This is a genomic window from Flavobacterium sp. CR10 (assembly GCF_055814415.1).
In genome coordinates this window covers 3,598,103-3,624,641 of record NZ_CP185985.1, presented here as the reverse complement: position 1 = coordinate 3,624,641, position 26,539 = coordinate 3,598,103, and the positions used below count along the sequence as shown (strand labels likewise).

Here is a 26,539-nt window from a genome sequence, read left to right as displayed (position 1 = left end):
GTAAATTGAGTGCACATACTCCGTGAATAATCTCTTTTCGTTATTGTGATAAACCGTTACCGAGTAGTCGTTTTTATTTTTAAAATCTTCCATGTCAAATAGGGGTAAGAGATAAAAAAAAAATTACAGTTGTAGCAAAAAAAGATAGTACCGAAAATACGGTACTATCTCCTATAGTAAGATAGTCATGTTTCATGATACTTGATTTTTATCGCCGAGAGAAACACTTGCGATGCTTTTATCTCTCCTTGAAGTTTTGCCAAATATACATATAATTTTTAATTTTCTTGTTAAAATTCTGCTATACGTAGAATGATGTCAGGTCGTACGTATGACTTATATGTCCTGTTGTCTTGTTCTTAAAGTACATCGATTTAAAATTAGGAATCGAATTGCTATTAGAAACATCATCCCTAAATTTCATATCCAAATGGAAACCAATCAAAATGTGGCCTGCCTCTAAGTCATAAGCAGTACCGCCAAATACATTTCCGTCTTGCGCGTCTCCCTCTGGACTATGCCAATAGTCAAAATCGAAAACAAATCTCTCTGGGTAAGCCACTCCATCAACTGAAAAAAGAGCCTGCAAGCCTGTTTGGTCAGTATCCACAATTGACAGATGCTGTGTTCCTTCATAAATATGAATCTTAGGCTTAAAATCAAAACTTAAATATACGGGGTCGATTGGACACAAAGGTATGAGATAAGTGTTTGCACGCCTAAAATCTGCCTGTTTTACCAATTCTACATCATTAAATTGCGACTGCATAATTAAACGCTCAATATCTGTAAAAGCAATGCACTCATGAGGCTCTTTAATAAAATTGATTCCTTTTCTCAAATCCGAAAAAACCAAGTCTTCAGGGATTAAAATAGGAGCGTCCAAAGTTTCCGCTTTTATCGTTCCTATCTGTAAGTTTCTATTTAAATAGTATAGTGTATACATCTTGTTTTCTTTATTTTAAAGCCAATTATAGCCTTTAGATTTATAGAATTTTGCCAAATCATTATATTCTGACTTTGAAAGATATTTAATGATATCGTTTCTCAAATTTTTCGATTTGGTCGCTGTTTTATAATAGACATCTTCCAAAATCGTAAATGTACCCGTATGCTTTTTTAAGTACTTGATTGCTGTGGCTTCATCCTCAGTCATAGCCTTAATATTGTACAAATCAATTGTACCGCCAAAAAGTACATGATTGTCGTCAACATTAGTTCCGAAAGCTTCCGCAATCTTAAAAGCAGAAGCAACAATCATATCCATTGTTTTAGATGGAATAGTCGGGTATTTTTTCTTTATATCCCCAACTTTAGCCTTAATAATAGTAGGGTCGGCTTTACCGTTTTCGCTTGAATTCTGCGCTTTCTTAGATTCCAGATTAGTATCCTTTACCATATCAATTGATTTCTTAATGTACTTGTAGACAAAAGGAAATACTAGAAAAAGGATTACCAAAAAAATCCCGTACTTTTTAAAGAACGGGACAAGTTTAGAATCTAAGAAGCTAGGTTTTCTATTCCTAGTGTTTCTCATTACTTTTGATTTTGTTTAATTTTTGTATAAATAAAATATGCTACTAAAGCACCCGCAACGATTAAAATCGCTTTAGTGTTTTCTTGCCAAAATTGTTTTAATTTCTCCATCTTCTGTGAGTTTTTAAATTGTTATTGTTACGTATGAATAAAAAAAAAGACCGATTGTGATTAACGCAGGAATTATGTATTGTTTTGCTAATTCAAATTTGTTAATCACGACTTTTAATGTCGGTGTCGATACATCTCCAAGCATTGTAATTGCTTTGATAATATCGGTATCAGTTATTAATTTATGATACTCTTTACCTAGCTCGACCTTTAAAATAGCCCTTGATAGACTAAGTAGAAACGCAGAGTTAATCTGCGTAAGCCTTGCAGTAGGAGACACCCCCAATGTTGTAGAAACAGATTTAATATAAGAATCTGTATCGTTATTATCGCTTTTAGGTGCATATTCAGAAATTAAAAGTTTTACGGTGTTTTTTCCTTCGTTAATGTCATTTATCAAATCTTTGAGCATTGCTCTAATTCCATAATGGACATTTACAAACTGCTCATAACCTTTGCCCTTGTTTTCGCTATTTGGTATTTTTCCCTGCCAAGCGATATTCGTCAATCTTAAATTGCCAGGATTATTATTTCGCAACCCAAGAGGCAACCCCGTTTTATTCAGAAAGCTTTTCGACATTCTCAGCAGGTTTTGGAGCGTTATTTTCTTCGCTCAGTTTAACAAATTCGTCATGCGCATATTGCACGACTTTTACAGCTACAGCAATGTATGCACCGTATTTCACAATAATTTTAAGAACGTTTGTAATTGTACTAATAGATTTCATTTTCCTCCTTTTTTAACTGTTGATTTTTGCGCTCTCTGCGCTCTTTTAGTTTCTCGATAATTACCTCTGCTATCTCATGGATAATCAAAGGCAATAGCTTTGCAAGTCCTCGGAAAAACATTACATCGAGCTATGCTGAGCCTGTTTTTTGACTTGTGTCACTTTCAGCCAATATAAAACTCCCTCTTTATTCGCTTGAGACGGTTCCAACTTGTAAAGTTTACCGCCTAATTCAACGTACCCAACTGCGAAACCGTTTTTGTTTTCTTTACATCCAATTAACTGATATGGATTACCAAATCTGTCCGTGCTAATTCTTCTTTTTGCCATTTTGTTTTTAAAATAAATGTTTTACAATTGCGATTAAATCGCCTAATTTCTTTAGAAGAAGTATTACCGTGTCTATCAGGAAAATCAAACCGTAGATGCGATAATACTTCATTTTAAACTTGTTATCGTCTGCCACGTCTGCGAGGATTTTTATCCATATTCTTTTTAATAAGATAAAGAACCCCAACAACGCTAAGAGCGATTAAAATGTGCTTCCAATGTTTTTGAAACCAAGCTTTTATCCCTTCATCCGCAATACTTGCCGATGCAGTTCCAAGCCCCTGTTTAGCCCCATTGGATAAGCCGTCATAAGCTCCTTCAACAACTGCTTTTCCGAACATATTCGCGCCCGCATTAGCTATTGCACCCGCATTTTTAGCAGCATAAGCGATAATTTGCTGTTGCTGTTGTTCAGCGGCTGCTAAAGCGTTTGCGTCATTATCTCGCTGAGCCTGTTTTTTTGCCTCGTGTGAGGCCTGCAATCCTTCCGAAACGTTCTGCAAAGTTCCCCCGACAAAAGGAATAGCACCCATTACAGGAGTAGCCACTTTTACAAGGTTCTTAAACGAAACATTCTTTTTGATTGCTTTACCAATTTTTTTGAAAAATCCCATACGCTACAAATGATTTCTTAGAATTAAGTTAATTACAGTACCCCCAACACCGCCAAGCTTTCTAATATTGACATTAGAAACGGCAACAAGAGGTAACTGAATCTTATCAGGAAAAGAACTCAAAACAGTTCCATTTTTCTTCACATAAGAAACAGGGTCAATTGCTCTGCTCATGCACTCCAATTCGTAAAGAGAGTATTTTACCACCTGACCGTTCTCAAATGTGAAGTTGATTTCCTCAATTGTATCGGATTTATCCAACACAACAATGTCATAACCCGAAACGCTAAAATCTTTGTTTGTATCATCCGCACTCATACTCTTATGCTCAAAAGAGTAAATTTCTGTGCTTGTTTGCGGTTCTTCAATACCATTCAAAGCATAAGTTTTTGTAGTATCTAAACCACCCATAGTGATTTTGATTACATCTTTTTCAAATAAATGGATTGAACCCTCGTTACAGATTTCACAAACGGCAATCAAACCGTAATTTCTCACGGTATCTGAAACAAAAGCATCTTCTCCGTAAGTATTTGCCAAAACAAAATCCTTTAAAAACATCGAACCTTTAGTAATTTCGAAGTTTGAGCCGTTCGCGCGCTCAACCTCTACACGAATAGTTTCCGTGGTCAGCTGGTTGTACTCCAAGTCAGTAGCTACAATGATTGTAGAAATGCTTTTGGTCAACAAAATTGTACCTGTTGTAGTTTTGCCCGTACCTTTGTAAATTTCCATTCTCGTTTTTTTTATCGTTTATAAATAATTTCAAATCAAAATTGGACATAAAAAAACCCTACAATTTTGATTTGCAGGGTTTTGACAGATTTTGACGGTTTTTCATTAGTTTTTGGCACTAATTTTGAAATATTGGTGAATATGATTTAAACAGACTATCTTTATCTCATATTCCTGCTTAATGTCCTTTAAATAGCGCTCGGCAGTTGAATTACTAACGCCCATCAATGAAGCCAATTGTTTGGCTGTAATTACCTTAAGGTTTTCCATACTTTAAAATTTGGGTTTTGATAGAGGAGGGGTGCGACCCTCCTCTTATTTTAATAAATCGTCATTATGTTCATTTGTTATATCTATTACAGCAATTACCCAAGCCATAAAATAAACACCTCCTAATACTAATCCTATCATGCTAAAATAGTGTTGGTTGATCAAAATTAATTTTCAGTTTTTTTGCCTTGCTTAAATTTCTGTAATGCTCATTCTTTTGCATTGTTGGTTTCAATTTGCCCAATTCGTCAAAATAGGTGTGCTGTACAGAAGTCCAGCAACTAATATTTTTTTCTTCTAAAGGAACGTTTTGAAAAAATTTCATGCAGAAGCCATTATCTTTATTTGACTCATCATCTTTGTGATAATTCAATTCGCAATTTCCGCAGTTCTTACATTGGAAAGTTGGTAAAATTCTAGAATCTTCCTTTTTTGGCTCAATTCCGTTAAAAACCTGATGCCATTCAATTTTTTGATTTTTCATATTAATAAAGGGTATTGATTTTTATCTATTTCTATATCCAATTCATTGAAATCTTTGAAGTATGTCAAGAGGTTGTAAACTCCCTCTAATCCATTCTGTTTGTACTTATTAAGCACTAAAGGCTGTAAATCATTTTTGCAAATCTTCTTCCAGATCGGAAGAGAAATTTTTAAAAGAACTTCCTCAATTGTAACCTCGTTTACAATTTCTTCATCCGTCTTATTAAATTCGTCCATAAATTCGCTATATTCTTTTCTCAATGAATTTGAGATATTTACAAAGTGTTTGCCTTGTGTCTGTTCCACATAACAGCTATATATGCCATAAAGCCTGTGTTTTTCCATGTGGTCAGCATAATCACCGCACGCCAATTTTGCTAGAGCCGTGAAAGGGGTTAAGCCCTTAGAACTTTTAATCTGTCCTTTGGTCATTTCCGAGGTGATATCGTACTTAGCCATATAATCGGAAATATCGTGGGTAAGCATTTTTTGGCATTGCGCTTTAATAAGCGAATCATTGTCTTTGTACGAGACCCATTTTTTTATAAATTCTTTTTGAAATTTCTCAATCATTTTATTATCTGAATTATTGTAGAAAAATAAAATGTGTAAATGCGGATGCCAACCGTTAGTTTCTGAGTATGTAATCTCCAATGTTTTTACTTGTCCAATCAATCCAAAATCATTTTTATTTCGTGAGAAAAATCTTTGATTTTGGAAACTTCTGTAATTTTTTGAAATTTTTTCAAGCGTTTTTTTTAGAGTGTCAACTTTAGAATGCCTCACAGTAAGCGTAAGAAATCCAATTGAAAGGCCTTTCAATTGGTGTGCACCGATAAGTCCGCTTAAGAGTTCTTTTTTATGCTCTGAAATCTTAAGCGCACAGACTGGACAACGCCAATAACCGCCACAGTTGGCAACGCCATTGAAAAACAATCCGCCTTTGTCATTCCTGCATAGCTTAACAGGCTGATTGACATTAGCGTTTACGGCGTAGCCACAAAATTGAATTCTCGGCTTGCGCTTTTCCTTAGTTTCTTTAATCGTGTAATTCTTCTTTGCAATATTTCTCATTCTATGTAAAAGTGTTTTATACACCGAAGATATATCTGTTTCATGTGCTATGTGGCGTACCAAAACCGTATTATTATCAAGGGGCGTGGCGACCTTGTAACGTTCAGATTTAAAATACTGATTATCAAATATTTGCGCCAATTCTTCTGACCTATAATTTATATTATGTAAAATAGAATATTTTAGAAACTGCTCTATAATGCGCTGTATGCTTTTCTTTTGAAAATATTTTCAAATATGAGATTTTCACTTCTTTACTTCTTAGTGTGATACTAATAAATAATTTTTTCTTTAAAAATGAAAATTTCATAACTCGTATAAATACGCTGTACGGTTTTTGTTTTAAAAAATTTTCAAATATTGAAAATTTGGACTATCTTGATTTATGATAACTAGATTGATCATTATAGCAATTTTCTCAAAATTCAAATCGATCATAAATACGCTATATGATTTTTAAAATAAAATATTTTCAAATATTGAAAAATTAGCTTGATGGATTTCGGGCAATAATTTTCAAACTGAACCAATCATAAATGCGTTATATGATTTTCAAATCAAAAAATTTTCAAATATTGCAAAATCATAAAACTTGATCCGGATTATTTATTTTTCATGAAATCAAACATCTTTTTCAAAATCCATAAATATTTGAAATTTCAAATAGTAAAACTTTTTCAGGTCTTATTACTATTATCTTTTAACATTTCTTTAAAATAATTAGTTTCTACTCAAGAACCTTTCATTGTAAGACTTTATTTTACTATTTTTACATTCGATACTTTAAAAATAAATTATCACACATATGAATACAGTTGCTGAACATATTGCAGATTTTTTAAAAGAATACAAACCGTTTGATAATTTAACCTTTCAGGAATTATCAGATATTGCCACGAATATCCGTGTCATCAATTTAGAAAAGCATGCGGTATTATTTCAAAATAACGATCCGCTTCATGAAAGTTTTTATGTTGTAGCTTCTGGTGTCATTAATCTTACGACTATTGCAGACGCCGAAGAAACCATTATAAACAAATGTCACGAAGGCGATATTTTTGGTTTACGCCCGTTTTTTGCAAAAAATAACTACATGATGACAGCTAAAGCACGTGAGGAAAGCATTATTTATGCTATTCCAATCGCTGTATTTAGACCATTCGTAGCCAATAATTCTGATGTGTTGAACTTTCTTTTGGAGAGTTTTGCTGTAAATTCGCGCCACACAAAAGACAGCGTGAGCTCTAATGGCAAGCTCGTTTCTGATAGCGATTACATTGATCAGCAGACAGAAATGCAATATATCCAGTCACTTAACTATAATAATTCGCCTCTAACAACTCAGGCCACATCTATCATTAAGGATGTTGCACTTTTAATGACTGATTCTATGGTAGATAATATCATAATCTGCGGCGAGAAAAATCATCCAATTGGAATTGTCACCAATGCTGATTTGTCTTCAAAAATTGCAACTGGACGCTATCCTATTACTGAAACCATTGACAAGATTATGTCATCTCCGGTTGTTACAGTTTTAGAAAATGTGTCTTTGGCAGAAGCGCAATTGTTAATGCTGAAACATAATGTAACTCACTTATGCGTTACTAAAGATGGTACTAGTAAATCTGTTGTAAAAGGAATTATTTCTGAACATGATCTTATTGTTGCTCAAGCTAGTAACCCAGGTGTATTAATCAAAGAAATTAAGCGTTCTCAGCTTCCAAAAGATTTAAAACAAATACGTGATCGTCTATCTGATCTGATTCAGAACTCGATTCAAAAGAATATTCCAATCTCACATGTTAGCAATATAGCAAGTGAGATTAACTTAGCTATCATTAAAAGAGCAGTTGAATTATCAATTTTAGATTTAGGCTCCCCTCCTGCACGCTTTGCATGGTTAAGCATTGGTAGTCAAGGGCGTAAGGAGCAATTATTGCTTACAGATCAAGATAGCATTTTAATTTTTGAAGATGTTACTCCCGAGAAATACAGAGAAGTAAAAGATTATTTCTTGAGATTGGCAAAACGCGCTACTTCTATATTAGAAAAAGTAGGTTATGATTATTGTCCAAACGGACACATGGCGAGCAATATGCTTTGGTGTAAATCATTGAGTGACTGGACAAAACAGTACAACAGTTGGATGAATACTCCAGGTGAAAACAGCAATGATTTGAGCAGTATTTTCTTTGATTACGAAATTGTTTTTGGAGAACCAAAAATTGAAGAAGCGATAGAAAGCGTGATTTTCAAAAATGCAGTAAATAATACTTTGTTTTTTGACTTTTTAGGAAATGATGCATTAAAAAGAAATTCTCCTTTAAGTTTCTTCAAGAAATTTATCACAGAAGAAGATGGCCCTTATAAAGACAAATTTGACATTAAAACAAGAGCTTTAATGCCATTAATTGACGGCGCACGTTTACTAATATTAAACGCTAACATAAAAGGAATTCAAAATACTTATCTAAGATTCAAACAATTAGCAATTACAGATTCTAAAAATGCCGAAATATATTTAAGTTGTGCGGAAGCATTCTTGACACTTTCGAAATTTAGAACTGTTGAAGGATTAAAAAATGACGACTCTGGCCAATATATTAATCTAAGAGAAATGTCAAAATCTGACAAAGAGAAATTAAAAAATGCATTGTCCCCAATGAAAGACCTGGAGGAACTGATTAAGAGTAAATTTCAATTGACACAATTCTCATAAAACATGCTAGACTGGTTAAAAAATATCAATAAAGACTATCCAGATTTCTGGAAAGACTATTTAACTAAATTCGAAACTAAACCTAATAAGTTTGTTGTTTTATCAACAGAAACTTCTGGCTTAAATCCGGATAAGGATGTTATATTATCGCTTGGAGCCTTTTCTGTTATTGATGACAGCATTGTTATTAAAGAAAATTTTGAAACGGTTTTATTACAATACAAATATCTTCAGGACAACGGACTTTCAAATGAATTTATTATTGAAAGCAAAATGATGAAAATGCCTGAACCTGATGCACTTGAAGCTTTTGTCAATTTTATTGGAAATTCAATTTTAGTAGGACATCACATTAATTTTGATATAGAAATGCTGAATGCCGCTTTGGAACGTTTAGATTGCGGTCGATTAAAAAATGAAGCGCTCGATGTAGATGTAATGTACAGAAAATTGACTGACATAAATGATAAACAATTTTCTCTTGACGATTTGTGCGGAATCTATAAAATTCCGAAAAGTGATAGAAATTCTTCTTCGGAAGATGCCTATAGAATTGGACTTCTATTCTTGAAATTAAAATCTAGATTGGGAATTAAATAAATTAAAAATAATCAATTTTGTACGATATAAAAATGCCTCTTAAATTTTTAAGAGACATTTTGTTTATTTAAGCTTTAACACAAAATTATAAGCTCACATATTTTTCAAATTAAGTAAAACTGTAATTTTATATCAAATTATATTTCCAAAAAACAAACAAAAACACAGTCTATTTTTTAATTAAAAAAAATCTATGAAAAAGCTTTTATTTATGTTGCCATTGCTGTTTTTTGTTTCAGCAATTTTTGCTCAAAATCAAGATCCTTCTTCTAAACGAATTTTAGGGAATTGGTATTCTAAAACAAATCCAAATATCAAATGGACTTTTACGATGGATGGAAGAGTTTACAATTACAACCAAGATAGAATGGCTGTGATGTATAAATACACCATTTCGCATAGTTGCCAAAATTTCACGGATGATACAGCAGAATTTATAACTTTAATGGACAAAGATGGTAATCAATTCTGTTTTAAAATAAATGGAATAAATGAAAACAAAAATGGTATTTTATCGCTTACGAACTTAAGCAATATGCAACAGCTTGTTTTTGTAAATGATGCAAACTTAAAAAACGCACAACAGATACAATAAAAAAAGCCTCTTAATTTAAGAGGCTTTTTTAGTTTTATATTTTTTACTTAAGAAATTCTTTCTTTCATAATTTCTTCAACCACTTCTGGATTTAACAAAGTAGTTGTATCTCCAAAATTAGAAAAATCTCCTTCTGCTATTTTACGCAGAATTCTACGCATAATTTTTCCTGATCGAGTTTTTGGCAAACCAGAAACAAATTGAATTTTATCTAACTTAGCGATTGGTCCAATATGATCTGCAATGTATTGGTTAATCTCTTTTGATAAATTTTCTTTATTTCTAACTTCTCCTGTTTCTTTTAGAATTACGTATCCATAAAGAGCATTTCCTTTTATTTCATGTGGGAATCCAACAATAGCAGATTCTGCTACAGCTGGGTGTTCGTTGATAGCATCTTCGATTGGAGCCGTTCCTAAGTTATGACCAGAAACAATTACTACATCATCTACTCTACCGGTGATTCTGTAGTATCCAACTTCGTCTCTTAACGCTCCGTCACCTGTAAAATATTTTCCTGGGAAAGCAGAGAAATAAGTGTCTTTATAACGCTGGTGATCACCCCAGATGGTTCTTGCGATTCCAGGCCATGGAAATTTAATACACAAACTTCCAACTACTTGATTTCCTTCAATTTCATTACGTTTCTCATCCATTAAAACAGGCTGAATTCCAGGTAATGGCAAAGTTGCATAAGTTGGCTTTGTTGGTGTTACAAAAGCAATAGGTGAAATCATGATTCCTCCTGTTTCTGTCTGCCACCAAGTATCTACAACTGGACATCTTTTATCTCCAACGTGGTCATTAAACCAGTGCCAAGCTTCCTCGTTAATTGGTTCTCCAACAGATCCGATAACTTTAAGTGATTTAAGAGGGTATTTTTGAATGTAATCTAAACTTTCTTTTGCCAATGAACGGATTGCTGTTGGCGCAGTATAGAATTGTGTGATTTTATGTTTTTCGATAATATCCCAAAAACGGCTAAAATCCGGATAAGAAGGAACTCCTTCAAAAATTACTGTTGTAGCTCCATTTAACAATGGTCCATATAATATATAGGAGTGTCCAGTAATCCACCCAATGTCTGCTGTACACCAGAAAATATCATTTTCTTCGTAGTTGAAAACATTTTTAAAAGTATACGCTGTATAAACCATATAACCAGCAGTAGTATGAACCATTCCTTTTGGTTTTCCTGTTGATCCTGAAGTATATAAAATAAACAACGGATCTTCTGCATCCATAATTTCTGCAACACTATTGTCTAAAGCTGCGTCTAATAATGGTTGCAACCAAATATCTCGGCCATCTTTCATTTTAACATCAGTATTAGTTCTTTTTGCAACTAAAACTTTTGTTACAGAAGGACAAGTTTCTAGAGCTTCATCAACAATTCCTTTTAGATCAATTGTTTTGTTTCCTCTATAACCTCCGTCTGATGTAATTACCATTTTACACTCGCAATCGTTAATCCTTGCAGAAACTGCAGAAGCAGAAAATCCAGCAAAAATAACTGAGTGAATAGCTCCAATTCTAGCACAAGCTAAAACAGAAACTGCCAATTCTGGAATCATTGGCAAATAAATGCAAACTCTGTCTCCTTTACGAACACCTTGCTCGCGAAGAACGTTTGCCATTTTTGAAACTCTTTCGTATAATTCATTATACGATATATGTAAAGCCTCTTCAGAAGGATCGTTCGGTTCAAAAATAATTGCCGTTTTCTCTCCTCTTTTGCTTAAATGTCTATCAATACAGTTTTTGGTAATGTTAACTTTAGCATCTGTAAACCATTTTACTTCAGCCTCAGCCATATTAAAATCAACAACTTTTTCCCATTGCTGGTACCATGTGAAATTCTCCTCTGCTATTTTTCCCCAAAATTTTCTTGGCTCTCTTATTGACTTATTGTAATGTTTAAAGTATTGTTCTAAATTTTCAATTTTGTAATAGCTCATCGTTTGTTGAATTTTTTTATAAATGTATTAAATCTGAACGTATCCGTGAAATAATTTAATTCATAAATTTTACCAAAAAAAAACATTTATTTAATAAAATATGATAATTATTTGAAATTATTTTAAAACTTTATTTTTTATTACTACTTAAGGGCAAAAAAGGCATAATAAATAGATATTATGCCTTTTTTAATTTAACAAATTTCAATAACAATTAATTTTGTAAATGCGTTGCAAAATTTTTCTCTATTTTGAAAATAGCAGCATCCTTATTAATTAAAACAGAAATTTCAACAAGTATATTTTTTTCAAAATATACCCCATTTTAGGGATCCGCTTCACTTAACTTGCTTACTCTCTGAAGTTAAGTGAATGCAATATGCATCTATATCTATTATCTTAATAAGTGCTTACTAATTCAAAATATTACAAATCATTGATACAGTGCAAATTCCGCAGAATCGGATTCTGCGAAAATTCCCAATTTTTTATTATCCAATTTTTTTCATTGCTGTCATAGATTCTCTCAACCAAGCTCCTACTTCTTCAATAGGATGCTGACGGATTGCTTTATTTACAGCAATTAATACAGTATTATCTACTTCGTTTGAAGTTGAAAATGGTTTACCGATAATATTAGTTTCAACTTTTTTCATAAAGTCAGCTAATAATGGTTTACATGCATGATCAAATAAATAACATCCGTACTCAGCAGTATCAGAAATTACACGATTCATTTCGAATAATTTCTTTCTTGCAATTGTGTTTGCAATTAATGGTAATTCGTGTAATGACTCGTAATAAGCAGATTCTTCGATAATTCCAGCTTCAGTCATTGTTTCGAAAGCTAATTCAACACCAGCTTTTACCATTGCAATCATTAATACTCCATTGTCAAAATATTCTTGCTCAGAGATTGGAGCTTCTTGTGGAGCTGTTTTTTCGAAATTAGTTTCTCCTGTTGCAGCTCTCCATTTCAATAAATTCACATCGTCATTTGCCCAGTCGATCATCATAGTTCTAGAGAATTCTCCAGAAATGATATCATCTTGGTGTTTTTGGAATAACGGACGCATGATATCTTTTAATTCTTCAGCCAATTCGTAAGCTTCAATTTTTGAAGGATTGTTTAAACGATCCATCATATTTGTAATACCACCGTGTTTTAAAGCTTCAGTGATAGTTTCCCATCCGTATTGGATTAATTTTGAAGCATATGCAGCATCGATTCCTTTTTCAACCATTTTATCAAAACATAAAATAGATCCAGTTTGAAGTAAACCACAAAGAATAGTTTGCTCACCCATTAAATCTGATTTTACTTCAGCTACGAAAGATGATCTTAAAACTCCAGCTCTGTGTCCTCCAGTTGCTACAGCGTAAGCTTTTGCTTGATCTAAACCAAATCCGTTTGGATCGTTTTCTGGGTGAACAGCGATAAGAGTTGGAACTCCAAATCCTCTTTTATACTCTTCACGCACCTCAGAACCTGGACATTTAGGAGCACACATAATAACAGTAATGTCTTTACGAATCTGCATTCCTTCTTCTACAATGTTGAATCCGTGGGAATAAGACAAAGTAGAACCTTGTTTCATTAATGGCATAATAGCAGTTACCACAGCTGTATGTTGTTTATCTGGTGTAAGGTTGCAAACTAAATCTGCTGTTGGAATCAATTCTTCATAAGTTCCTACTTTGAAACCATTTTCAGTTGCATTTTTATAAGAAGCTCTTTTTTCTGCAATTGCATCTGCACGCAATGCATAAGAAATGTCTAAACCAGAATCTCTCATGTTTAAACCTTGATTCAAACCTTGTGCTCCACAACCAACAATTACAACTTTTTTTCCAGCCAATGCTGCAATTCCGTCTGCAAATTCAGATTGCTCCATAAATTCGCAAACTCCTAATTGTTCTAATTGTAATCTAAGTGGTAATGTATTGAAATAATTTGCCATTTTTGTTTTAATATTTAATGAAATGAAATTTTAATATTGATTTTATATAACTAAGATTTTATTATTTAAAGGTTTCTAGCAATGCAGAAATCTCCATTTTTTGTTTAGAAACCGATATTCTTCCCGAACGCACAAACTGCATAATTCCGTATGGTTTGAATTTTTGGTATAATTCTTCAATTTCAGAACGTCTTCCTGATTTTGAAATCACAAAGAAATCACGAGAAACCGTTACAATCGTAGACTGGCTTTCTTTGATGATATTCTGAATTTGCTTCTCGTCAAACAACAAACTTGAAGCGATTTTAAACAAAGCATTTTCTAAGAAAATAGTCTCTTCATCTGTGTGATAAAATGCTTTTATTACTTCAATTTGTTTTTCAATTTGTCCCACAATATTCTGAACCCATTTTTCTGTCGTATTTACTACGATGATAAATCTTGAAACATTCTCTATTTCTGATTCTGAAACATTTAGACTTAATATATTAATGTGACGCTTTAAGAATATTCCCGATATTCTATTTAATAAACCCACATTATTTTCTGAGTATACCGATATGGTAAATGTTTTATCTTCCATTTGTTTTTTAGTTTTTTTTTGTTTCACGTTTCAAGTTTCACGTTCTCACCAGAACTTGAAACCTGAAACTTAAAACTTGAAACTTTTTCCTTAACTTAATCTAATTTCTGATACACAAGCTCCTGTTGGAATCATTGGGAAAACGTTGTTTTCTTTTTCGACTACAACTTCTAAGAAGTATGAATCTTTTGAAGCCAGCATCTCAGCGACCGCGGCATCAAGATCTTCACGTTGTGTAACTTTTTTAGATTTGATATGGTATCCTTCAGCAATTGCAATGAAATTTGGATTAATCATTTTTGTTGAAGCATATCTGTTATCAAAGAATAATTCTTGCCATTGGCGAACCATTCCTAAGAATTCGTTGTTTAAAACCACAATTTTTACTGGAACTTCTGTTTGGAAAATAGTTCCAAGTTCCTGAATTGTCATCTGGAAACCTCCATCACCAATAATCGCCACTACTTCACGTTCTGGTTTTCCCATTTTTGCACCAATCGCCGCTGGCAATGCAAATCCCATAGTTCCTAAACCTCCTGAAGTAATGTTACTTTTAGTCGAATTGAATTTAGCATAACGACAAGCAAACATTTGGTGCTGACCAACATCAGAAACGATAATGGCATCTCCTTTTGAGTGTTTGTTGATCATTTCGATAGTTTCTCCCATCGAAATTCCTTTTCCGTTTGTTGGATTTAATTCTTCTTTTATTACTGAATCAAATTCAACTTTACTTAACTCTTTGAATTCATTATGCCAAGCATCGTGAGATTTTGCATCTAATAATGGCAATAAAGCAGCTAAAGATTCTTTTACATCTCCTAAAACAGCAATTTCTGTTTTAACGTTTTTATCAATCTCAGCAGGATCAATTTCGAAGTGAACTACTTTTGCCTGTTTTGCATAAGTGCTTAATTTGCCCGTAACACGGTCGTCAAAACGCATTCCGAAAGCAATTAAAACATCACATTCGTTTGTTAGTAAATTTGGAGCATAATTTCCGTGCATTCCAAGCATACCTACATTCAAAGGATGATCTGTTGGTAAAGCTGATAATCCTAGAATCGTCCAAGCTGCAGGAATTCCAGCTTTTTCTACTACTGCTTTAAACTCAGCTTCTGCCTGACCTAAGATAATTCCCTGACCGAAAACAATAAGCGGTTTTTTTGCACTATTGATTAAAGCTGCAGCTTCTGCAACTTTGTCTAAGTTTAATTTCGGTACCGGAACATAACTTCTGATTCCTGTGCATTTTTCATAACTAAATTCGAACTCGTCAAATTGAGCATTTTTAGTAATATCAACCAATACAGGCCCTGGACGACCAGAACGAGCAATGTAAAATGCTTTTGCTATAATTTCAGGAATTTGAGAAGCTTCAGTTACCTGAAAGTTCCATTTTGTTACCGGAGTTGAAATTCCGATAATATCAGTTTCCTGAAATGCATCAGATCCTAATAAATGTCTTCCAACTTGCCCAGTAATACATACTAATGGAGTTGAATCGATTTGAGCATCTGCAATACCAGTTACTAAATTTGTAGCACCTGGTCCAGAAGTAGCAATCGCTACACCTACTTTTCCTGTAGCTCTCGCATAACCTTGAGCTGCATGTGTTGCACCTTGTTCGTGACGTACTAAAACGTGGTGTAACTGATCTTGAAATTTATATAATTCGTCGTAAACTGGCATTATAGCTCCACCTGGATAACCATAAATTAAATCTACTCCCTCTGCTAATAAACATCTTATAACGGCTTCTGCCCCTGATATTTTCATAGTATATTTTTTTTATCAATTTCAATGCTTTTGAAATTGATTTTTGATTTTTTATAATTATTTATCGGTTACACATCCTGTTGATGCACTAGAAACCGACTTAGCGTATTTAAGTAAAACCCCTCTGTCAACTTTTAAAGCTGGCTGAACCCAAGCCGCTTTTCTTGCTGCAAATTCTTCGTCAGATATCTTCAGGTCGATTGTATTTTTCACAGCGTCAATAGCGATCATATCTCCATCTTTTACTAGTGCAATACCACCACCGTCATATGCTTCTGGTGTAACGTGTCCTACCACGAAACCGTGCGAACCGCCCGAGAATCTACCGTCTGTAATTAGCGCACAGCTGCTTCCTAATCCAGCACCAATAATAGCAGATGTAGGCTTCAGCATTTCAGGCATTCCCGGACCACCTTTTGGTCCACAACCCCTGATGACGACTACATTACCTGGTTTAATTTTTCCGGCTTGAAGACCTGGAATTACTTCAAATTCACCTTCAAATACAACAGCTGGCCCTTCGAAATATTCTCCTTCTTTACCACTAATTTTTGCTACAGCACCTTCAGTAGCAAGATTTCCGTATAATACCTGAATATTTCCTGTTGGTTTTAATGCTTTTTGAATTTCATGAATTACTTCTTGTCCGTCTTGTAAATCTGGAGTTGAAGCTAAGTTTTCTGCAACTGTTTTTCCTGTTACAGTTAAACAGTCTCCGTGAATAAGTCCAACTTTCAATAAGTATTTCATAACTGCAGGAATACCTCCCACTTCATGGATATCTTCCATCATATACTTACCACTTGGCTTCATATCTGCCAATACTGGTGTTCTATCATTAATTGCTTGAAAATCATCCAAAGTAATCGTGATTCCAACTGAGTGAGCCATTGCAATTAAGTGCATAACAGCATTTGTAGAACCACCTAAAACAGCTACAATTGTAATAGCGTTTTCAAAAGCCTTGCGAGTCATAATGTCTCTTGGCTTAATATCTTTTTCTAATAATATTTTGATTGCTTTTCCAGCTTCAAGACATTCGTCTCTTTTTTCTTGGCTTAAAGCAGGGTTAGAAGAACTGTAAGGTAAACTCATTCCTAATGCTTCAATAGCAGAAGACATTGTATTTGCAGTATACATTCCTCCGCAAGCACCTGCTCCTGGACAAGCATTTTGGATAACACCTTTAAAATCTTCTGGAGTAATTTCGCCTTTTACTTTTTTCCCTAAAGCTTCAAAAGCAGAAACGATATTTAAAGATTCTCCTTTCCATTTCCCAGAATGGATAGAACCTCCGTAAACCATAAGAGATGGGCGGTTTAACCTTCCCATTGCAATTAAAGCACCTGGCATATTTTTATCGCATCCAGGAATTGCAATTAAACTATCATACCATTGCGCTCCTACAACTGTTTCGATAGAATCTGCGATTACATCACGAGAAACTAGTGAGTAACGCATACCCTCAGTTCCGTTAGAAATACCGTCACTGACACCAATGGTATTAAAAATAAGTCCGACAAGATCTGCATCCCAGACACCTTTTTTAACATCTTGTGCTAAATCATTAAGGTGCATGTTACAAGTGTTACCATCGTAACCCATGCTCACAATTCCAACTTGTGCTTTTTTTAAATCTTCTTCAGTTAAACCAATTCCGTACAACATCGCTTGTGCCGCTGGCTGTGTTTGATCTTGTGTGATGGTCTTGCTGTACTTATTTAATTCCATTATAGTTTTATTTTTTTTTAATTTTTTGTTCAAAAAAAAACCTTCCAGTATTTGGAAGGTTTGTAATATAGTCTTTCAATTATATTTATAACATTCCCGATGCAGATGTGTGAATCACATTGACAACAACGACAGAAGTAATAATAATTGAGATTTGCATCATTTATCTTTTTAGTGTCACAAAAGTAAATAAACTTCTGGAAGTAAAAAAATAAAATCTCAACATTTACAATACTTCTTGTGATTATCTTCACATTTTAACAAAAAATATTAAACAATTGTAGATTGTCCAATACTTACATTGTCATTATTGAAATAAAGCAAATCATCTTTGCTGAAAATAAAATTAGAAACGAATTCTCCTACTTCGTTAGTTCCGAATTTTGAGTCTGGTTTCAAATCAACTGTAACTACTTTGTATTCAATTGCTTTTTCTACTGCTTTATAGATTACATGCGCTTCTTTAGTTAATCCAAAATGCTCCAACAAAAGCGCCGCTGCCAAAATAGAAGCAATCGGATTGGCAATGTTTTTTCCTTTTGCCTGCGGATATGATCCGTGAATTGGCTCAAATAAAGCATTTTTTTCTCCTAAAGATACCGATGGCAATAAGCCAATTGAACCTGTAATTACGCTAGCTTCATCAGATAAGATATCTCCAAACAAGTTTTCAGTCAAAATCACATCAAACTGCTTTGGATTTAAGATTAACTGCATTGCTGCATTATCCACAAATAAGAAATCAAGTTTAACATCTGAATACTCTTCGCTCACTTTCTGAACTACTTTTCTCCACAATCTTGAAGTTTCTAAAACATTTGCTTTGTCTACCATTGTTAGCTTTTTACGTCTTTTTTGCGCCGATTTAAAAGCTAAATGTGCAATTCTTGTAATTTCTTCTTCTGAATATTCACATAAATCTGAAGCATGTGTTCCTGCTTCATTAAGTGTTTTAGTTCCGAAATAAGCTCCACCAGTTAATTCTCTAAAGATGGTAAAATCAGCTCCTTCAATAATTTCTCTTTTTAAAGGAGAAGATTCAATTAAGGCTTTGTAAGGTTTAATAGGACGAATATTAGCAAACAATCCTAATTCTTTTCGCAATTTTAATAATCCTTGTTCTGGACGAACCTTTGCATTTGGATTGTTATCGTATTTAGGATCTCCAATAGCACCAAGCAAAACTGCATCTGTATTCAAACACAGATTCAAAGTCTGCTCTGGCAAAGGACTTCCTGTTTTATCGATAGCAACCGCTCCCATCAGTGCTTCTTCAAAAACAAATTCATGATTATACACTTCGCCAATGGCGTACAAAGCTTTTTTAGCCTGTAATATTACTTCAGGTCCAATTCCATCTCCTGGTAAAACTGCAATTTTTAAATTCATAATCTCTCGCTCTTTATGTCTTTAAATCCTTATTGTTCCTTAAACTCTTATTTTTATACTATTTTAGTTTCTGATTAAATCTCCTTCTATTTTAGAAGCTTCTATAATTTGGTGGATATCTGCGTCTACAACTTCTTTTTTAATATCTGCGAATTTCAAGAATTCGATGTAAACGATATCCAATTGTGTTTTTGTCAATTCGTAACCTACTTTTTTAGCACGGTAAGCCAAGGCTGCTCTTCCGCTTCTTGCTGTCAAAATAATTGAAGATTCATTCACTCCCACATCTAGCGGATCCATGATTTCGTAAGTTGCTCTGTTTTTGATTACACCATCTTGGTGGATACCAGAACTGTGCGCAAAAGCATTTGCTCCAACAATTGCTTTATTTGGCTGTACAATCATTCCCATACTTTCAGAAACTAAACGGCTCATTTCGTTTAATTCTCTTGTATTAATGTTTGTATCTAAATTTAAGTAAGGGTGCTGTTTGAAAATCATTACCACTTCTTCAAGTGCTGTGTTTCCAGCTCTTTCACCAATACCATTAATAGTACATTCAATCTGTCTTGCTCCATTTATAGCTCCTGCAATTGAGTTTGCAGTTGCCATTCCTAAATCATTATGACAGTGGCATGAAAGGATTACGTTTTCAATTCCTTTTACGTTTTCTTTTAAGTATTTAATTTTTGCTCCGTATTCTTCTGGAAGACAATATCCAGTCGTATCAGGAATATTCAATACAGTAGCTCCAGATTTGATAACTTCTTCACAAACTTTAGCAAGGAAAGCATTGTCTGTTCTACCAGCATCTTCAGCGTAGAACTCAACATCTTCTACATAAGATTTAGCGTGTGATACAGCAAATTTTGCTCTTGCAATAATATCTTCAGGCGTAGTATTTAATTTGTGGAGTATATGAGATTCCGAAGTTCCGATTCCAGTATGGATTCTAGGTTTCTTAGCATGCTTTAAAGCAGCTGCAGCAACATCAATGTCGTTTTTTACGGCTCTTGTTAGTCCGCAGACGGTTGCATTTTCTACAATTTTACAAATCTCAGAGACCGATAAAAAATCGCCCGGACTTGACACAGGAAAACCTGCTTCGATAATGTCAACTCCCATTTTGTCTAGTCGTTCTGCGATAACTAATTTCTGTTTAGTATCTAACTTACATCCTGGAACTTGTTCACCATCTCGCAAAGTGGTGTCAAAAATTTGAACTTTCTCTCTATTCATATTCATTAATTTAATGTAATTTCACATCTTGATAACAAATATATATTGTACTATTACTGTATGAAATTCATTTTAATGAAATTATACTGTTCATAAAACGTTTTATCCTATATTAACAAACTTAAAATCAATAAGTTACATTATTATTTTTTACAATGGCTAACCATCAAAAAGATTTCTTATTTGTTCTAATCAAGTCACTTTCGAAATCAGAAAAAAGGCAATTTAAAATTTTTGCAAGCCGATTAGAAACGAGTTCAAATACAAAATTTATCGAATTATTCAATATTCTAGATAAATCTGAAGTTTACGATGAAAAACTTATTCTGAAAAGCGGAGTTATCCAAAAAGTACAGTTATCTAACTTAAAATCATACTTATACAAACAAATCCTAGTGAGTATAAGACTAAATATTCCTAGTCAGAATATTCGTTATCAGCTTCGAGAGCAAATGGATTTTGCTGTTATTCTTTATAATAAAGGATTATACAAACAGAGTTTAAAAATATTAGACAAAACAAAACAACAAGCTCTAGAAAATGATGAAAAATACATGGCCTATGAAATTGTAGAGTTTGAAAAACTAATTGAATCGCAATACATCACCCGAAGTATTCAAGGTCGTGCTGACGAATTGGTAGTTCAGGCTAAAGAATTAAATTATAGAAATACAATTTCAAGCAAATTATCCAATTTATCTCTTCAATTATACGGAATCATGCTTAAAACAGGTTACGTAAAAAATGACGAAGAATATCGATATATTGATGATTACTTTAATAAGCACATTTCTAAACTTGACGAGAGTAAATTTGGTTTCCGCGAAAAGTATTGGTTTTACAATGCCAATCTTTGGCGAAGCTTTCTAGTACAAGATTTCTTGGCGAGTTATAAATTTGCCTATAAATGGGTTCAGCTTTTTTATGATAATCCAAATATGATTTATCTGAATCCTGTTTTCTTCTTAAAAGGAAATCATTATTTCTTAGAATCGCTTTATATGTTAAAATATAAATCGAATTTCAAGAAATATCTAAATCTTCTGGAAGAAACAATCGCTGATCCTAAATTTCCTGTAAATGATAATCTTGCCTCATTGTCTTTCTTATATGTTTATAACAATAAATTGAATCTGCATATATTAGAAGGAACATTTGCAGAAAGCGAATATCTAATTCCTGAGATTTTAAACAAACTAAAATTGCACAGCGAACATCTAGATGAGCATCACGAAATGTTGTTTTTCTATAAAATTGCTTCCATTTATTTTGGTAACGAAAAGTATAATGAATGCATTAATTACTTAGATAAAATCATCAACAATAAAAACTTGACAATGCGCGAGGATTTAATGTGTTTTGCGCGATTACTTTCATTGATTGCTCATTATGAACTTGGTAAAGATTATTATTTAGAAAATCATTTAAAAAGCACTTACAAGTTCTTATTGAAAATGAACGATTTGCATGAAGTTCAAAAAGAAATTATCAAGTTTTTAAGAAACCTAAACAACTTTTACCCTGCCGATATCAAAAAGGAATTCAAGAAAATGCATACTCGTTTTGTTGAGCTTGAAAAGAATACTTATGAAAAAAGGGCTTTCTTATATTTAGATATCATTTCTTGGCTCGAAAGCAAAATCGAAAATAGGAAAATTGCTGATATTATTAAGGAGAAAGCGAAATTGAATAATCGATAAGATTTAAATTTCGATATTTACTCTGAGATTTCGGAATCAAATTCTAATAAAAAAAGCTCTGAAAAATAATTTTTCAGAGCTTTTTGTCATTTCGACGAAGGAGAAATCTCCGTAAGTAGCTCGCCAAAGTTTGGCATTTTTAGGAACGGAGTTACTTGCGGAGATTTCTCCTTCGTCGAAATGACATACTATACGCATAAAAACAAACCTGACAGGTTTTTAAAACATGTCAGGTTTACTAAACGCAGACAATTCAAATCTTAATAAAAAATCCCAAATCCCAATCGTAAAATTGGAATTTGGGATTTTTCTATTGAAAATTAAAAGAATTTATTCGACTATATTAGAAGTAGTAACATAGAAGTTTTTATCTACTTCCAGTTTTCTGTCTTCATTATCTGTTTTTATTGACTGCCATTCTGTGGTTGGTTTTAACCAAGTTTCTACTCCATTAATTTTAACTTTTACTGGCATATCAAATTTAGAAACACAATTAGTCCAATGGTAACCAAAAGTTCCGTTTTTAAACATATATTCAAAAACCGGAATTTGGGTTGTGGTTAAATATTGTGCAAAAACTCTATTGAAATTAATTCCAGATTGTTCGTTAATAGAATCTTGAATCTGTTTTCCTGTAACGGTTTGATGATAAAAAGTCTTATTCATGCCTCTTAAAATCGATTTCCATTTAGCATCATCATTAATTATTTGACGAATTGTATGAAGCATATTGGCTCCTTTTGGATACATATCTCCAGATCCTTCATTATTTACATCATAATGCCCGATGATTGGCTTGTCATTTTCAATATTCTGTCTGCATCCAATAACATATTCAGCACCAGCTTCTTTACCATAATAATACTCTACAAAAAGGCTCTCAGAATAATTGGTAAAACTCTCATGAACCCACATATCTGCAATATCTTTGTAGGTAATATTGTTAGCGTACCATTCGTGTCCAGATTCATGAATGATGATAAAATCAAATTTTAGTCCCCAACCTGTTCCACTTAAGTCACGTCCTAAATAACCTTGTTTATATTGGTTTCCATAAGTTACAGAACTTTGGTGCTCCATTCCTAAATAAGGCACTTCTACCAATTTATAGCTGTCTTCGTAAAAAGGATATGGTCCAAACCAGCTTTCAAAAGCTTTCAACATTTTTGGAGCATCTTTGAAATGTTCTTTAGCTAAAGCTAAATTATCTTTAAGAACATAATAATTACAATCTAAATTTCCTTTTTCACCTTTAAATACTTCAGAGAAATTTACATAGTCACCAATATTGATGTTTACACCGTAATTGTTAATTGGATTAGAAACATACCAATTGAAAGTTTTAGTTCCGTCTTTTTCTTTTTTAACGCTTTTCAGTCTTCCGTTAGAAACCTCCGTTAAATCTCCTGGCACATTCACGCTGATAAGCATATTTTCTACTTCATCATACATATGATCCTTACAAGGCCACCAAACACTAGCGCCTAAACCCTGACAAGATGTAGCAACAAAATCTTTTCCGTTTTTATCTTTTTTCCAAGAAAAACCTCCATCCCATGGTGCTCTTACAGCTTCTTTCGGTTTTCCTTCATAATAAACTATAATCTCCTTAGTATCACCAACTTTTTGTTTTTCAGTTAAAGTAATAAAAAACGCATTTCCATCTCTTTCAAATTTTAATTCTTTTCCGTTCTGCGTTACCTTGGTAATATTCATTGGCTGCTGCAAATCGATCTGCATGCGGTTACTTTTTGTCAAAACAGTATAACGAACAGTATTCGAACCTGAAATTGATTTTTCTTTTGGATTTACCTTTACATTAAGATGATAATATTTTAAATCCCACCAAGCTCTTTCCTTTGTGATGCTTCCGCGTAAAGTATCCTGATGTGTAAAAACGGTTTCTGACTTATTTAAAAGTCCCTGAGCATTGGCCGCAAAACCAACTAAAAAGGCGATAAATGCCCCACAAAAGTGTTTTTTCATTATTTATAAATTTGAAATAAATAAGGTTGTCAAACCTGTTTTAATCTTCAACAAATGTAAACATTCATATCAAACTTTTTAAATTTTTATCATTTTAACAATCAAAAACAATAGATAAACGCATTTTCTTTACTTTAGCTATTCAATTATATTTAGTGTTTTATGAAATTGCAATACATTACTATTGTTTCGCTTTTATTCTGCCAATTATCCGTTTATTCTCAGACATTTCCTGTTCATAAAACAAATGGCAAAATTAATATTGATGGCGATTTATCAGAGTGGAAAACGCCTTTTCTTGGCCCGTTTGCAATTCATAACACAGGCGAGAAAGCTTCCCAACAAACTTTTGTTTCACTTTCGTGGAATAGCAGAAACCTATATATAGCTTATAAATGCACTGATTCTAAAATTATTGGAACGTCGCAAACAAAAGATTCTCAAATATTCAACACCGATGATTTAGCTGAAATTTTTCTAGATCCAGATGGAGATGGCCAGAATTATATTGAAATTGGAGTGAATGCATTTTCTACAAATTACGATTTGGTTTTAAAATGCATTTCGCCAGAATGTGGAGGATGGAATACGGCAATGGATTTCGATATTAAAGACTTAGAATCTGTGAGTAAAATAACTCCTGAAGGTTACGTAGTAGAAATCAAAATCCCTTTTTCTAGCCTCAAAAAAATTGAAAATGGCGGTTTTAAAAAACCGAAAACTGGGACAAAATGGCGAGGAAATGCTTTTAGAATTGATTACGGTAAAACCAATGAATATCTTGCTTTACAGCCTTATAAAACTTCAGTTTTTGGATTTCATCAGCCGCAAAAATTTGCGGTTTTTGAGTTTGTGGAGCAATAACTTTGTTTCAAGTTTCAAGTTTCAAGTTGCTCACAGAACATGAAACTTGAAACTTGAAACTTGAAACAAAATATTTTACTTCTGACGTTTTTTCAAAACTTCAACAACGTCATTCAGTTTATAACCTTTCGCTTGTAATAAAATCAAATAATGAAATAGTAAATCGGCGCTTTCGCTAAGGAATAAATCGTCATTATCATCTTTTGCTTCAATCACTACTTCTACCGCTTCTTCTCCGACTTTTTGAGCAATTTTATTGATTCCTTTTGCAAACAAAGAAGCCACATAACTCTGTTCAGAATCAGCATTTTCTCTACGGGTTTTAATTGTATTTTCTAATTGTGAAATAAAACCATAATTCGCATCATTTGGTTCCTGCCAACAGGTATCTGCACCCGTGTGACACGTTGGCCCAATAGGTTTTGCCTGAATTAAAAGCGTATCGCCATCGCAGTCGTTTTTAATGCTTACCAGATTCAAAAAGTTACCACTCTCCTCGCCCTTTGTCCAAAGTCTTTGCTTTGAACGACTAAAGAAAGTTACTTTTTGTGTTTCTATTGTTTTTTGAAGCGATTCTTCGTTCATATAACCCAACATCAAAACATTTTTTGTTTCTGAATCCTGAATTATCGCCGGAATTAATCCGTGTGCGCTTTTGATATCGATTTCCATTTTAATTTTAGATTTTAGTCCCGATAGCTATCGGGAAGATTTTAGATTAATTTCTAAACTCTGATTATTGGAATTTGGAATTTAAAAATTGAATTTTTTTCTCAAATTCTCACTTCTATATTATTATTTCTTAATTCTTGTTTTAGGGCTTTAATTTCAATTTCTTTAAAGTGAAAAACACTCGCTGCTAAAGCTGCATCTGCTTTTCCTTTTTGAAACGAATCTACAAAATGCTGAATATTTCCAGCTCCTCCAGAAGCGATGATTGGAATATTTACTAATTCTGAAAGTTTAGCCAAAGCCTCGTTTGCAAATCCATTTTTAGTTCCGTCATTGTCCATCGAAGTGAATAAAATTTCGCCTGCCCCGCGTTCTGCAACTTCAACAGCCCAATCGAAAAGATTTAATTCTGTTGGCACTTTTCCGCCAACTAAATGCACAATCCATTGCCCGTCAATTTGTTTGGCATCAATTGCTACAACAACACATTGACTTCCAAATTTCTGAGCCAGATCATTAATCAATTGCGGATTTTTAACTGCAGATGAATTGATTGAAACTTTATCAGCTCCGTTATTCAGCAGAATGTCAACATCTTCAACAGATGAAATTCCACCGCCAACTGTAAACGGAATATTGATTTTTTCTGCCACGCTTCGCACCATATTTACCAGTGTTTTACGTCTTTCTTCTGTTGCCGAAATATCCAGAAAAACCAATTCGTCTGCGCCTTCAGCTGAATAAATCGCAGCCAATTCCACAGGATCTCCTGCATCGCGCAAGTCAACGAAATTAACGCCTTTTACGGTTCTTCCGTTTTTTATATCTAAACAAGGTATTATTCTTTTTGCTAACATTTATCTAATGTGTTAATTAGAG

The 26,539-nt window shown here is 33.4% G+C and carries 25 protein-coding genes; 5 read left to right on the top strand and 20 right to left on the bottom strand.

The window, feature by feature from the left end; genetic code table 11:
- Positions 1–301 precede the first annotated feature (301 nt).
- From ACNRYB_RS15800 to ACNRYB_RS15755, 10 genes are all read right to left on the bottom strand, one after another.
- Positions 302–946: a hypothetical protein gene (locus tag ACNRYB_RS15800; RefSeq protein ID WP_473727865.1), complete on the bottom strand. Its 645-nt coding sequence runs from the start codon at positions 944–946 to the stop codon at positions 302–304.
- 15 nt (positions 947–961) lie between these two features.
- Positions 962–1,399, bottom strand: a complete 438-nt coding sequence (locus ACNRYB_RS15795; protein ID WP_473727864.1) for a hypothetical protein — start codon at positions 1,397–1,399, stop codon at positions 962–964.
- A 261-nt stretch (positions 1,400–1,660) separates the two neighbouring features.
- Positions 1,661–2,227, bottom strand: a complete 567-nt coding sequence (locus ACNRYB_RS15790) for a hypothetical protein (RefSeq protein ID WP_473727863.1) — start codon at positions 2,225–2,227, stop codon at positions 1,661–1,663.
- On the bottom strand, positions 2,205–2,375 hold the full coding sequence (locus tag ACNRYB_RS15785; protein WP_473727862.1) for a hypothetical protein: 171 nt from the start codon (positions 2,373–2,375) through the stop codon (positions 2,205–2,207). The genes ACNRYB_RS15790 and ACNRYB_RS15785 overlap by 23 nt, the downstream gene beginning before the upstream one ends.
- A 120-nt stretch (positions 2,376–2,495) precedes the next feature.
- The gene (locus ACNRYB_RS15780) at positions 2,496–2,705 is read right to left on the bottom strand and encodes a hypothetical protein (RefSeq protein ID WP_473727861.1); all 210 of its coding nucleotides are present in this window, start codon (positions 2,703–2,705) and stop codon (positions 2,496–2,498) included.
- Between the two features lie 122 nt (positions 2,706–2,827).
- The gene (locus ACNRYB_RS15775) at positions 2,828–3,319 is read right to left on the bottom strand and encodes a hypothetical protein (protein ID WP_473727860.1); all 492 of its coding nucleotides are present in this window, start codon (positions 3,317–3,319) and stop codon (positions 2,828–2,830) included.
- A gap of 3 nt (positions 3,320–3,322) precedes the next feature.
- Complete coding sequence (locus ACNRYB_RS15770) at positions 3,323–4,054, bottom strand: hypothetical protein (protein ID WP_473727859.1); 732 nt, start codon at positions 4,052–4,054, stop codon at positions 3,323–3,325.
- A 105-nt stretch (positions 4,055–4,159) separates the two neighbouring features.
- Positions 4,160–4,324 carry a hypothetical protein gene (locus ACNRYB_RS15765; protein ID WP_473727858.1) on the bottom strand — a complete coding sequence of 55 codons (165 nt, stop codon included), beginning with the start codon at positions 4,322–4,324 and terminating at the stop codon, positions 4,160–4,162.
- 142 nt (positions 4,325–4,466) lie between these two features.
- Positions 4,467–4,808 (bottom strand): hypothetical protein, encoded by a 342-nt coding sequence (locus ACNRYB_RS15760; RefSeq protein ID WP_473727857.1) that lies wholly within the window; start codon positions 4,806–4,808, stop codon positions 4,467–4,469.
- Positions 4,805–5,881: a protein rep gene (locus ACNRYB_RS15755; protein ID WP_473727856.1), complete on the bottom strand. Its 1,077-nt coding sequence runs from the start codon at positions 5,879–5,881 to the stop codon at positions 4,805–4,807. Before ACNRYB_RS15755 ends, ACNRYB_RS15760 begins: the two co-directional genes overlap by 4 nt.
- Before the next feature lie 805 nt (positions 5,882–6,686).
- On the opposite strand from ACNRYB_RS15755, the gene ACNRYB_RS15750 reads away from it, so the two are divergent.
- The 3 genes from ACNRYB_RS15750 (at position 6,687) to ACNRYB_RS15740 (ending at position 9,798) form a co-directional block, all read left to right on the top strand.
- Positions 6,687–8,603, top strand: a complete 1,917-nt coding sequence (locus tag ACNRYB_RS15750; RefSeq protein ID WP_473727855.1) for a DUF294 nucleotidyltransferase-like domain-containing protein — start codon at positions 6,687–6,689, stop codon at positions 8,601–8,603.
- A gap of 3 nt (positions 8,604–8,606) precedes the next feature.
- A complete protein-coding gene (locus tag ACNRYB_RS15745) occupies positions 8,607–9,203 on the top strand; it encodes a 3'-5' exonuclease (protein ID WP_129747116.1) in 597 nt (198 codons plus the stop codon).
- Between the two features lie 193 nt (positions 9,204–9,396).
- Positions 9,397–9,798 (top strand): hypothetical protein, encoded by a 402-nt coding sequence (locus tag ACNRYB_RS15740; protein ID WP_473727854.1) that lies wholly within the window; start codon positions 9,397–9,399, stop codon positions 9,796–9,798.
- A 47-nt stretch (positions 9,799–9,845) separates the two neighbouring features.
- Here the strand turns inward: ACNRYB_RS15740 and acs are convergent, their stop codons facing one another.
- The 7 genes from acs to ACNRYB_RS15705 form a co-directional block, all read right to left on the bottom strand.
- A complete protein-coding gene (gene acs, locus ACNRYB_RS15735) occupies positions 9,846–11,756 on the bottom strand; it encodes an acetate--CoA ligase (RefSeq protein ID WP_473727853.1) in 1,911 nt (636 codons plus the stop codon).
- Positions 11,757–12,247: 491 nt separating this feature from the next.
- On the bottom strand, positions 12,248–13,717 hold the full coding sequence (gene ilvC, locus ACNRYB_RS15730) for a ketol-acid reductoisomerase (RefSeq protein ID WP_129747113.1): 1,470 nt from the start codon (positions 13,715–13,717) through the stop codon (positions 12,248–12,250).
- Between the two features lie 61 nt (positions 13,718–13,778).
- A complete protein-coding gene (gene ilvN, locus ACNRYB_RS15725) occupies positions 13,779–14,300 on the bottom strand; it encodes an acetolactate synthase small subunit (RefSeq protein WP_111291077.1) in 522 nt (173 codons plus the stop codon).
- Between the two features lie 90 nt (positions 14,301–14,390).
- On the bottom strand, positions 14,391–16,079 hold the full coding sequence (gene ilvB / locus ACNRYB_RS15720) for a biosynthetic-type acetolactate synthase large subunit (protein WP_473727852.1): 1,689 nt from the start codon (positions 16,077–16,079) through the stop codon (positions 14,391–14,393).
- 57 nt (positions 16,080–16,136) lie between these two features.
- Complete coding sequence (ilvD, locus tag ACNRYB_RS15715) at positions 16,137–17,810, bottom strand: dihydroxy-acid dehydratase (RefSeq protein ID WP_473727851.1); 1,674 nt, start codon at positions 17,808–17,810, stop codon at positions 16,137–16,139.
- A gap of 270 nt (positions 17,811–18,080) precedes the next feature.
- Positions 18,081–19,199, bottom strand: a complete 1,119-nt coding sequence (gene leuB / locus ACNRYB_RS15710) for a 3-isopropylmalate dehydrogenase (RefSeq protein WP_473727850.1) — start codon at positions 19,197–19,199, stop codon at positions 18,081–18,083.
- A gap of 63 nt (positions 19,200–19,262) precedes the next feature.
- Positions 19,263–20,438, bottom strand: a complete 1,176-nt coding sequence (locus ACNRYB_RS15705) for a 2-isopropylmalate synthase (protein WP_008464093.1) — start codon at positions 20,436–20,438, stop codon at positions 19,263–19,265.
- 155 nt (positions 20,439–20,593) lie between these two features.
- On the opposite strand from ACNRYB_RS15705, the gene ACNRYB_RS15700 reads away from it, so the two are divergent.
- Positions 20,594–22,138 (top strand): hypothetical protein, encoded by a 1,545-nt coding sequence (locus ACNRYB_RS15700; RefSeq protein WP_008464092.1) that lies wholly within the window; start codon positions 20,594–20,596, stop codon positions 22,136–22,138.
- Positions 22,139–22,468: 330 nt separating this feature from the next.
- Here ACNRYB_RS15700 and ACNRYB_RS15695 read toward each other — a convergent pair whose 3' ends face one another.
- The gene (locus ACNRYB_RS15695) at positions 22,469–24,124 is read right to left on the bottom strand and encodes a M1 family metallopeptidase (protein ID WP_473727849.1); all 1,656 of its coding nucleotides are present in this window, start codon (positions 24,122–24,124) and stop codon (positions 22,469–22,471) included.
- Positions 24,125–24,286: 162 nt separating this feature from the next.
- On the opposite strand from ACNRYB_RS15695, the gene ACNRYB_RS15690 reads away from it, so the two are divergent.
- A complete protein-coding gene (locus tag ACNRYB_RS15690; protein WP_473727848.1) occupies positions 24,287–24,988 on the top strand; it encodes a carbohydrate-binding family 9-like protein in 702 nt (233 codons plus the stop codon).
- 75 nt (positions 24,989–25,063) lie between these two features.
- On the opposite strand, the gene hisIE is transcribed toward ACNRYB_RS15690, so the two are convergent.
- Together hisIE and hisF are read right to left on the bottom strand one after the other, a co-directional pair.
- On the bottom strand, positions 25,064–25,666 hold the full coding sequence (hisIE, locus tag ACNRYB_RS15685) for a bifunctional phosphoribosyl-AMP cyclohydrolase/phosphoribosyl-ATP diphosphatase HisIE (protein ID WP_473730248.1): 603 nt from the start codon (positions 25,664–25,666) through the stop codon (positions 25,064–25,066).
- A gap of 95 nt (positions 25,667–25,761) precedes the next feature.
- A complete protein-coding gene (gene hisF / locus ACNRYB_RS15680; RefSeq protein ID WP_119790946.1) occupies positions 25,762–26,517 on the bottom strand; it encodes an imidazole glycerol phosphate synthase subunit HisF in 756 nt (251 codons plus the stop codon).
- Positions 26,518–26,539: the final 22 nt, after the last annotated feature.

Bases quoted from the DNA above. Each gene is read 5' to 3' on its own strand.
- ACNRYB_RS15770 (WP_473727859.1), bottom strand. From the start codon at position 4,054: ATGGAAATTTACAAAGGTACGGGCAAAACTACAACAGGTACAATTTTG.
- acs (WP_473727853.1), bottom strand. From the start codon at position 11,756: ATGAGCTATTACAAAATTGAAAATTTAGAACAATACTTTAAACATTAC.
- ACNRYB_RS15785 (WP_473727862.1), bottom strand. From the start codon at position 2,375: ATGAAATCTATTAGTACAATTACAAACGTTCTTAAAATTATTGTGAAA.
- ACNRYB_RS15745 (WP_129747116.1), top strand. From the start codon at position 8,607: ATGCTAGACTGGTTAAAAAATATCAATAAAGACTATCCAGATTTCTGG.
- ACNRYB_RS15775 (WP_473727860.1), bottom strand. From the start codon at position 3,319: ATGGGATTTTTCAAAAAAATTGGTAAAGCAATCAAAAAGAATGTTTCG.
- ACNRYB_RS15795 (WP_473727864.1), bottom strand. From the start codon at position 1,399: ATGGTAAAGGATACTAATCTGGAATCTAAGAAAGCGCAGAATTCAAGC.
- ACNRYB_RS15740 (WP_473727854.1), top strand. From the start codon at position 9,397: ATGAAAAAGCTTTTATTTATGTTGCCATTGCTGTTTTTTGTTTCAGCA.
- ACNRYB_RS15695 (WP_473727849.1), bottom strand. From the start codon at position 24,124: ATGAAAAAACACTTTTGTGGGGCATTTATCGCCTTTTTAGTTGGTTTT.
- ACNRYB_RS15750 (WP_473727855.1), top strand. From the start codon at position 6,687: ATGAATACAGTTGCTGAACATATTGCAGATTTTTTAAAAGAATACAAA.
- ilvC (WP_129747113.1), bottom strand. From the start codon at position 13,717: ATGGCAAATTATTTCAATACATTACCACTTAGATTACAATTAGAACAA.
- leuB (WP_473727850.1), bottom strand. From the start codon at position 19,199: ATGAATTTAAAAATTGCAGTTTTACCAGGAGATGGAATTGGACCTGAA.
- ACNRYB_RS15790 (WP_473727863.1), bottom strand. From the start codon at position 2,227: ATGTCGAAAAGCTTTCTGAATAAAACGGGGTTGCCTCTTGGGTTGCGA.
- ACNRYB_RS15780 (WP_473727861.1), bottom strand. From the start codon at position 2,705: ATGGCAAAAAGAAGAATTAGCACGGACAGATTTGGTAATCCATATCAG.
- ACNRYB_RS15700 (WP_008464092.1), top strand. From the start codon at position 20,594: ATGGCTAACCATCAAAAAGATTTCTTATTTGTTCTAATCAAGTCACTT.
- ACNRYB_RS15690 (WP_473727848.1), top strand. From the start codon at position 24,287: ATGAAATTGCAATACATTACTATTGTTTCGCTTTTATTCTGCCAATTA.
- ilvN (WP_111291077.1), bottom strand. From the start codon at position 14,300: ATGGAAGATAAAACATTTACCATATCGGTATACTCAGAAAATAATGTG.
- hisF (WP_119790946.1), bottom strand. From the start codon at position 26,517: ATGTTAGCAAAAAGAATAATACCTTGTTTAGATATAAAAAACGGAAGA.
- ACNRYB_RS15800 (WP_473727865.1), bottom strand. From the start codon at position 946: ATGTATACACTATACTATTTAAATAGAAACTTACAGATAGGAACGATA.
- ACNRYB_RS15705 (WP_008464093.1), bottom strand. From the start codon at position 20,438: ATGAATAGAGAGAAAGTTCAAATTTTTGACACCACTTTGCGAGATGGT.
- ilvB (WP_473727852.1), bottom strand. From the start codon at position 16,079: ATGAAAATATCAGGGGCAGAAGCCGTTATAAGATGTTTATTAGCAGAG.
- ilvD (WP_473727851.1), bottom strand. From the start codon at position 17,810: ATGGAATTAAATAAGTACAGCAAGACCATCACACAAGATCAAACACAG.
- ACNRYB_RS15760 (WP_473727857.1), bottom strand. From the start codon at position 4,808: ATGAAAAATCAAAAAATTGAATGGCATCAGGTTTTTAACGGAATTGAG.
- ACNRYB_RS15755 (WP_473727856.1), bottom strand. From the start codon at position 5,881: ATGAGAAATATTGCAAAGAAGAATTACACGATTAAAGAAACTAAGGAA.
- ACNRYB_RS15765 (WP_473727858.1), bottom strand. From the start codon at position 4,324: ATGGAAAACCTTAAGGTAATTACAGCCAAACAATTGGCTTCATTGATG.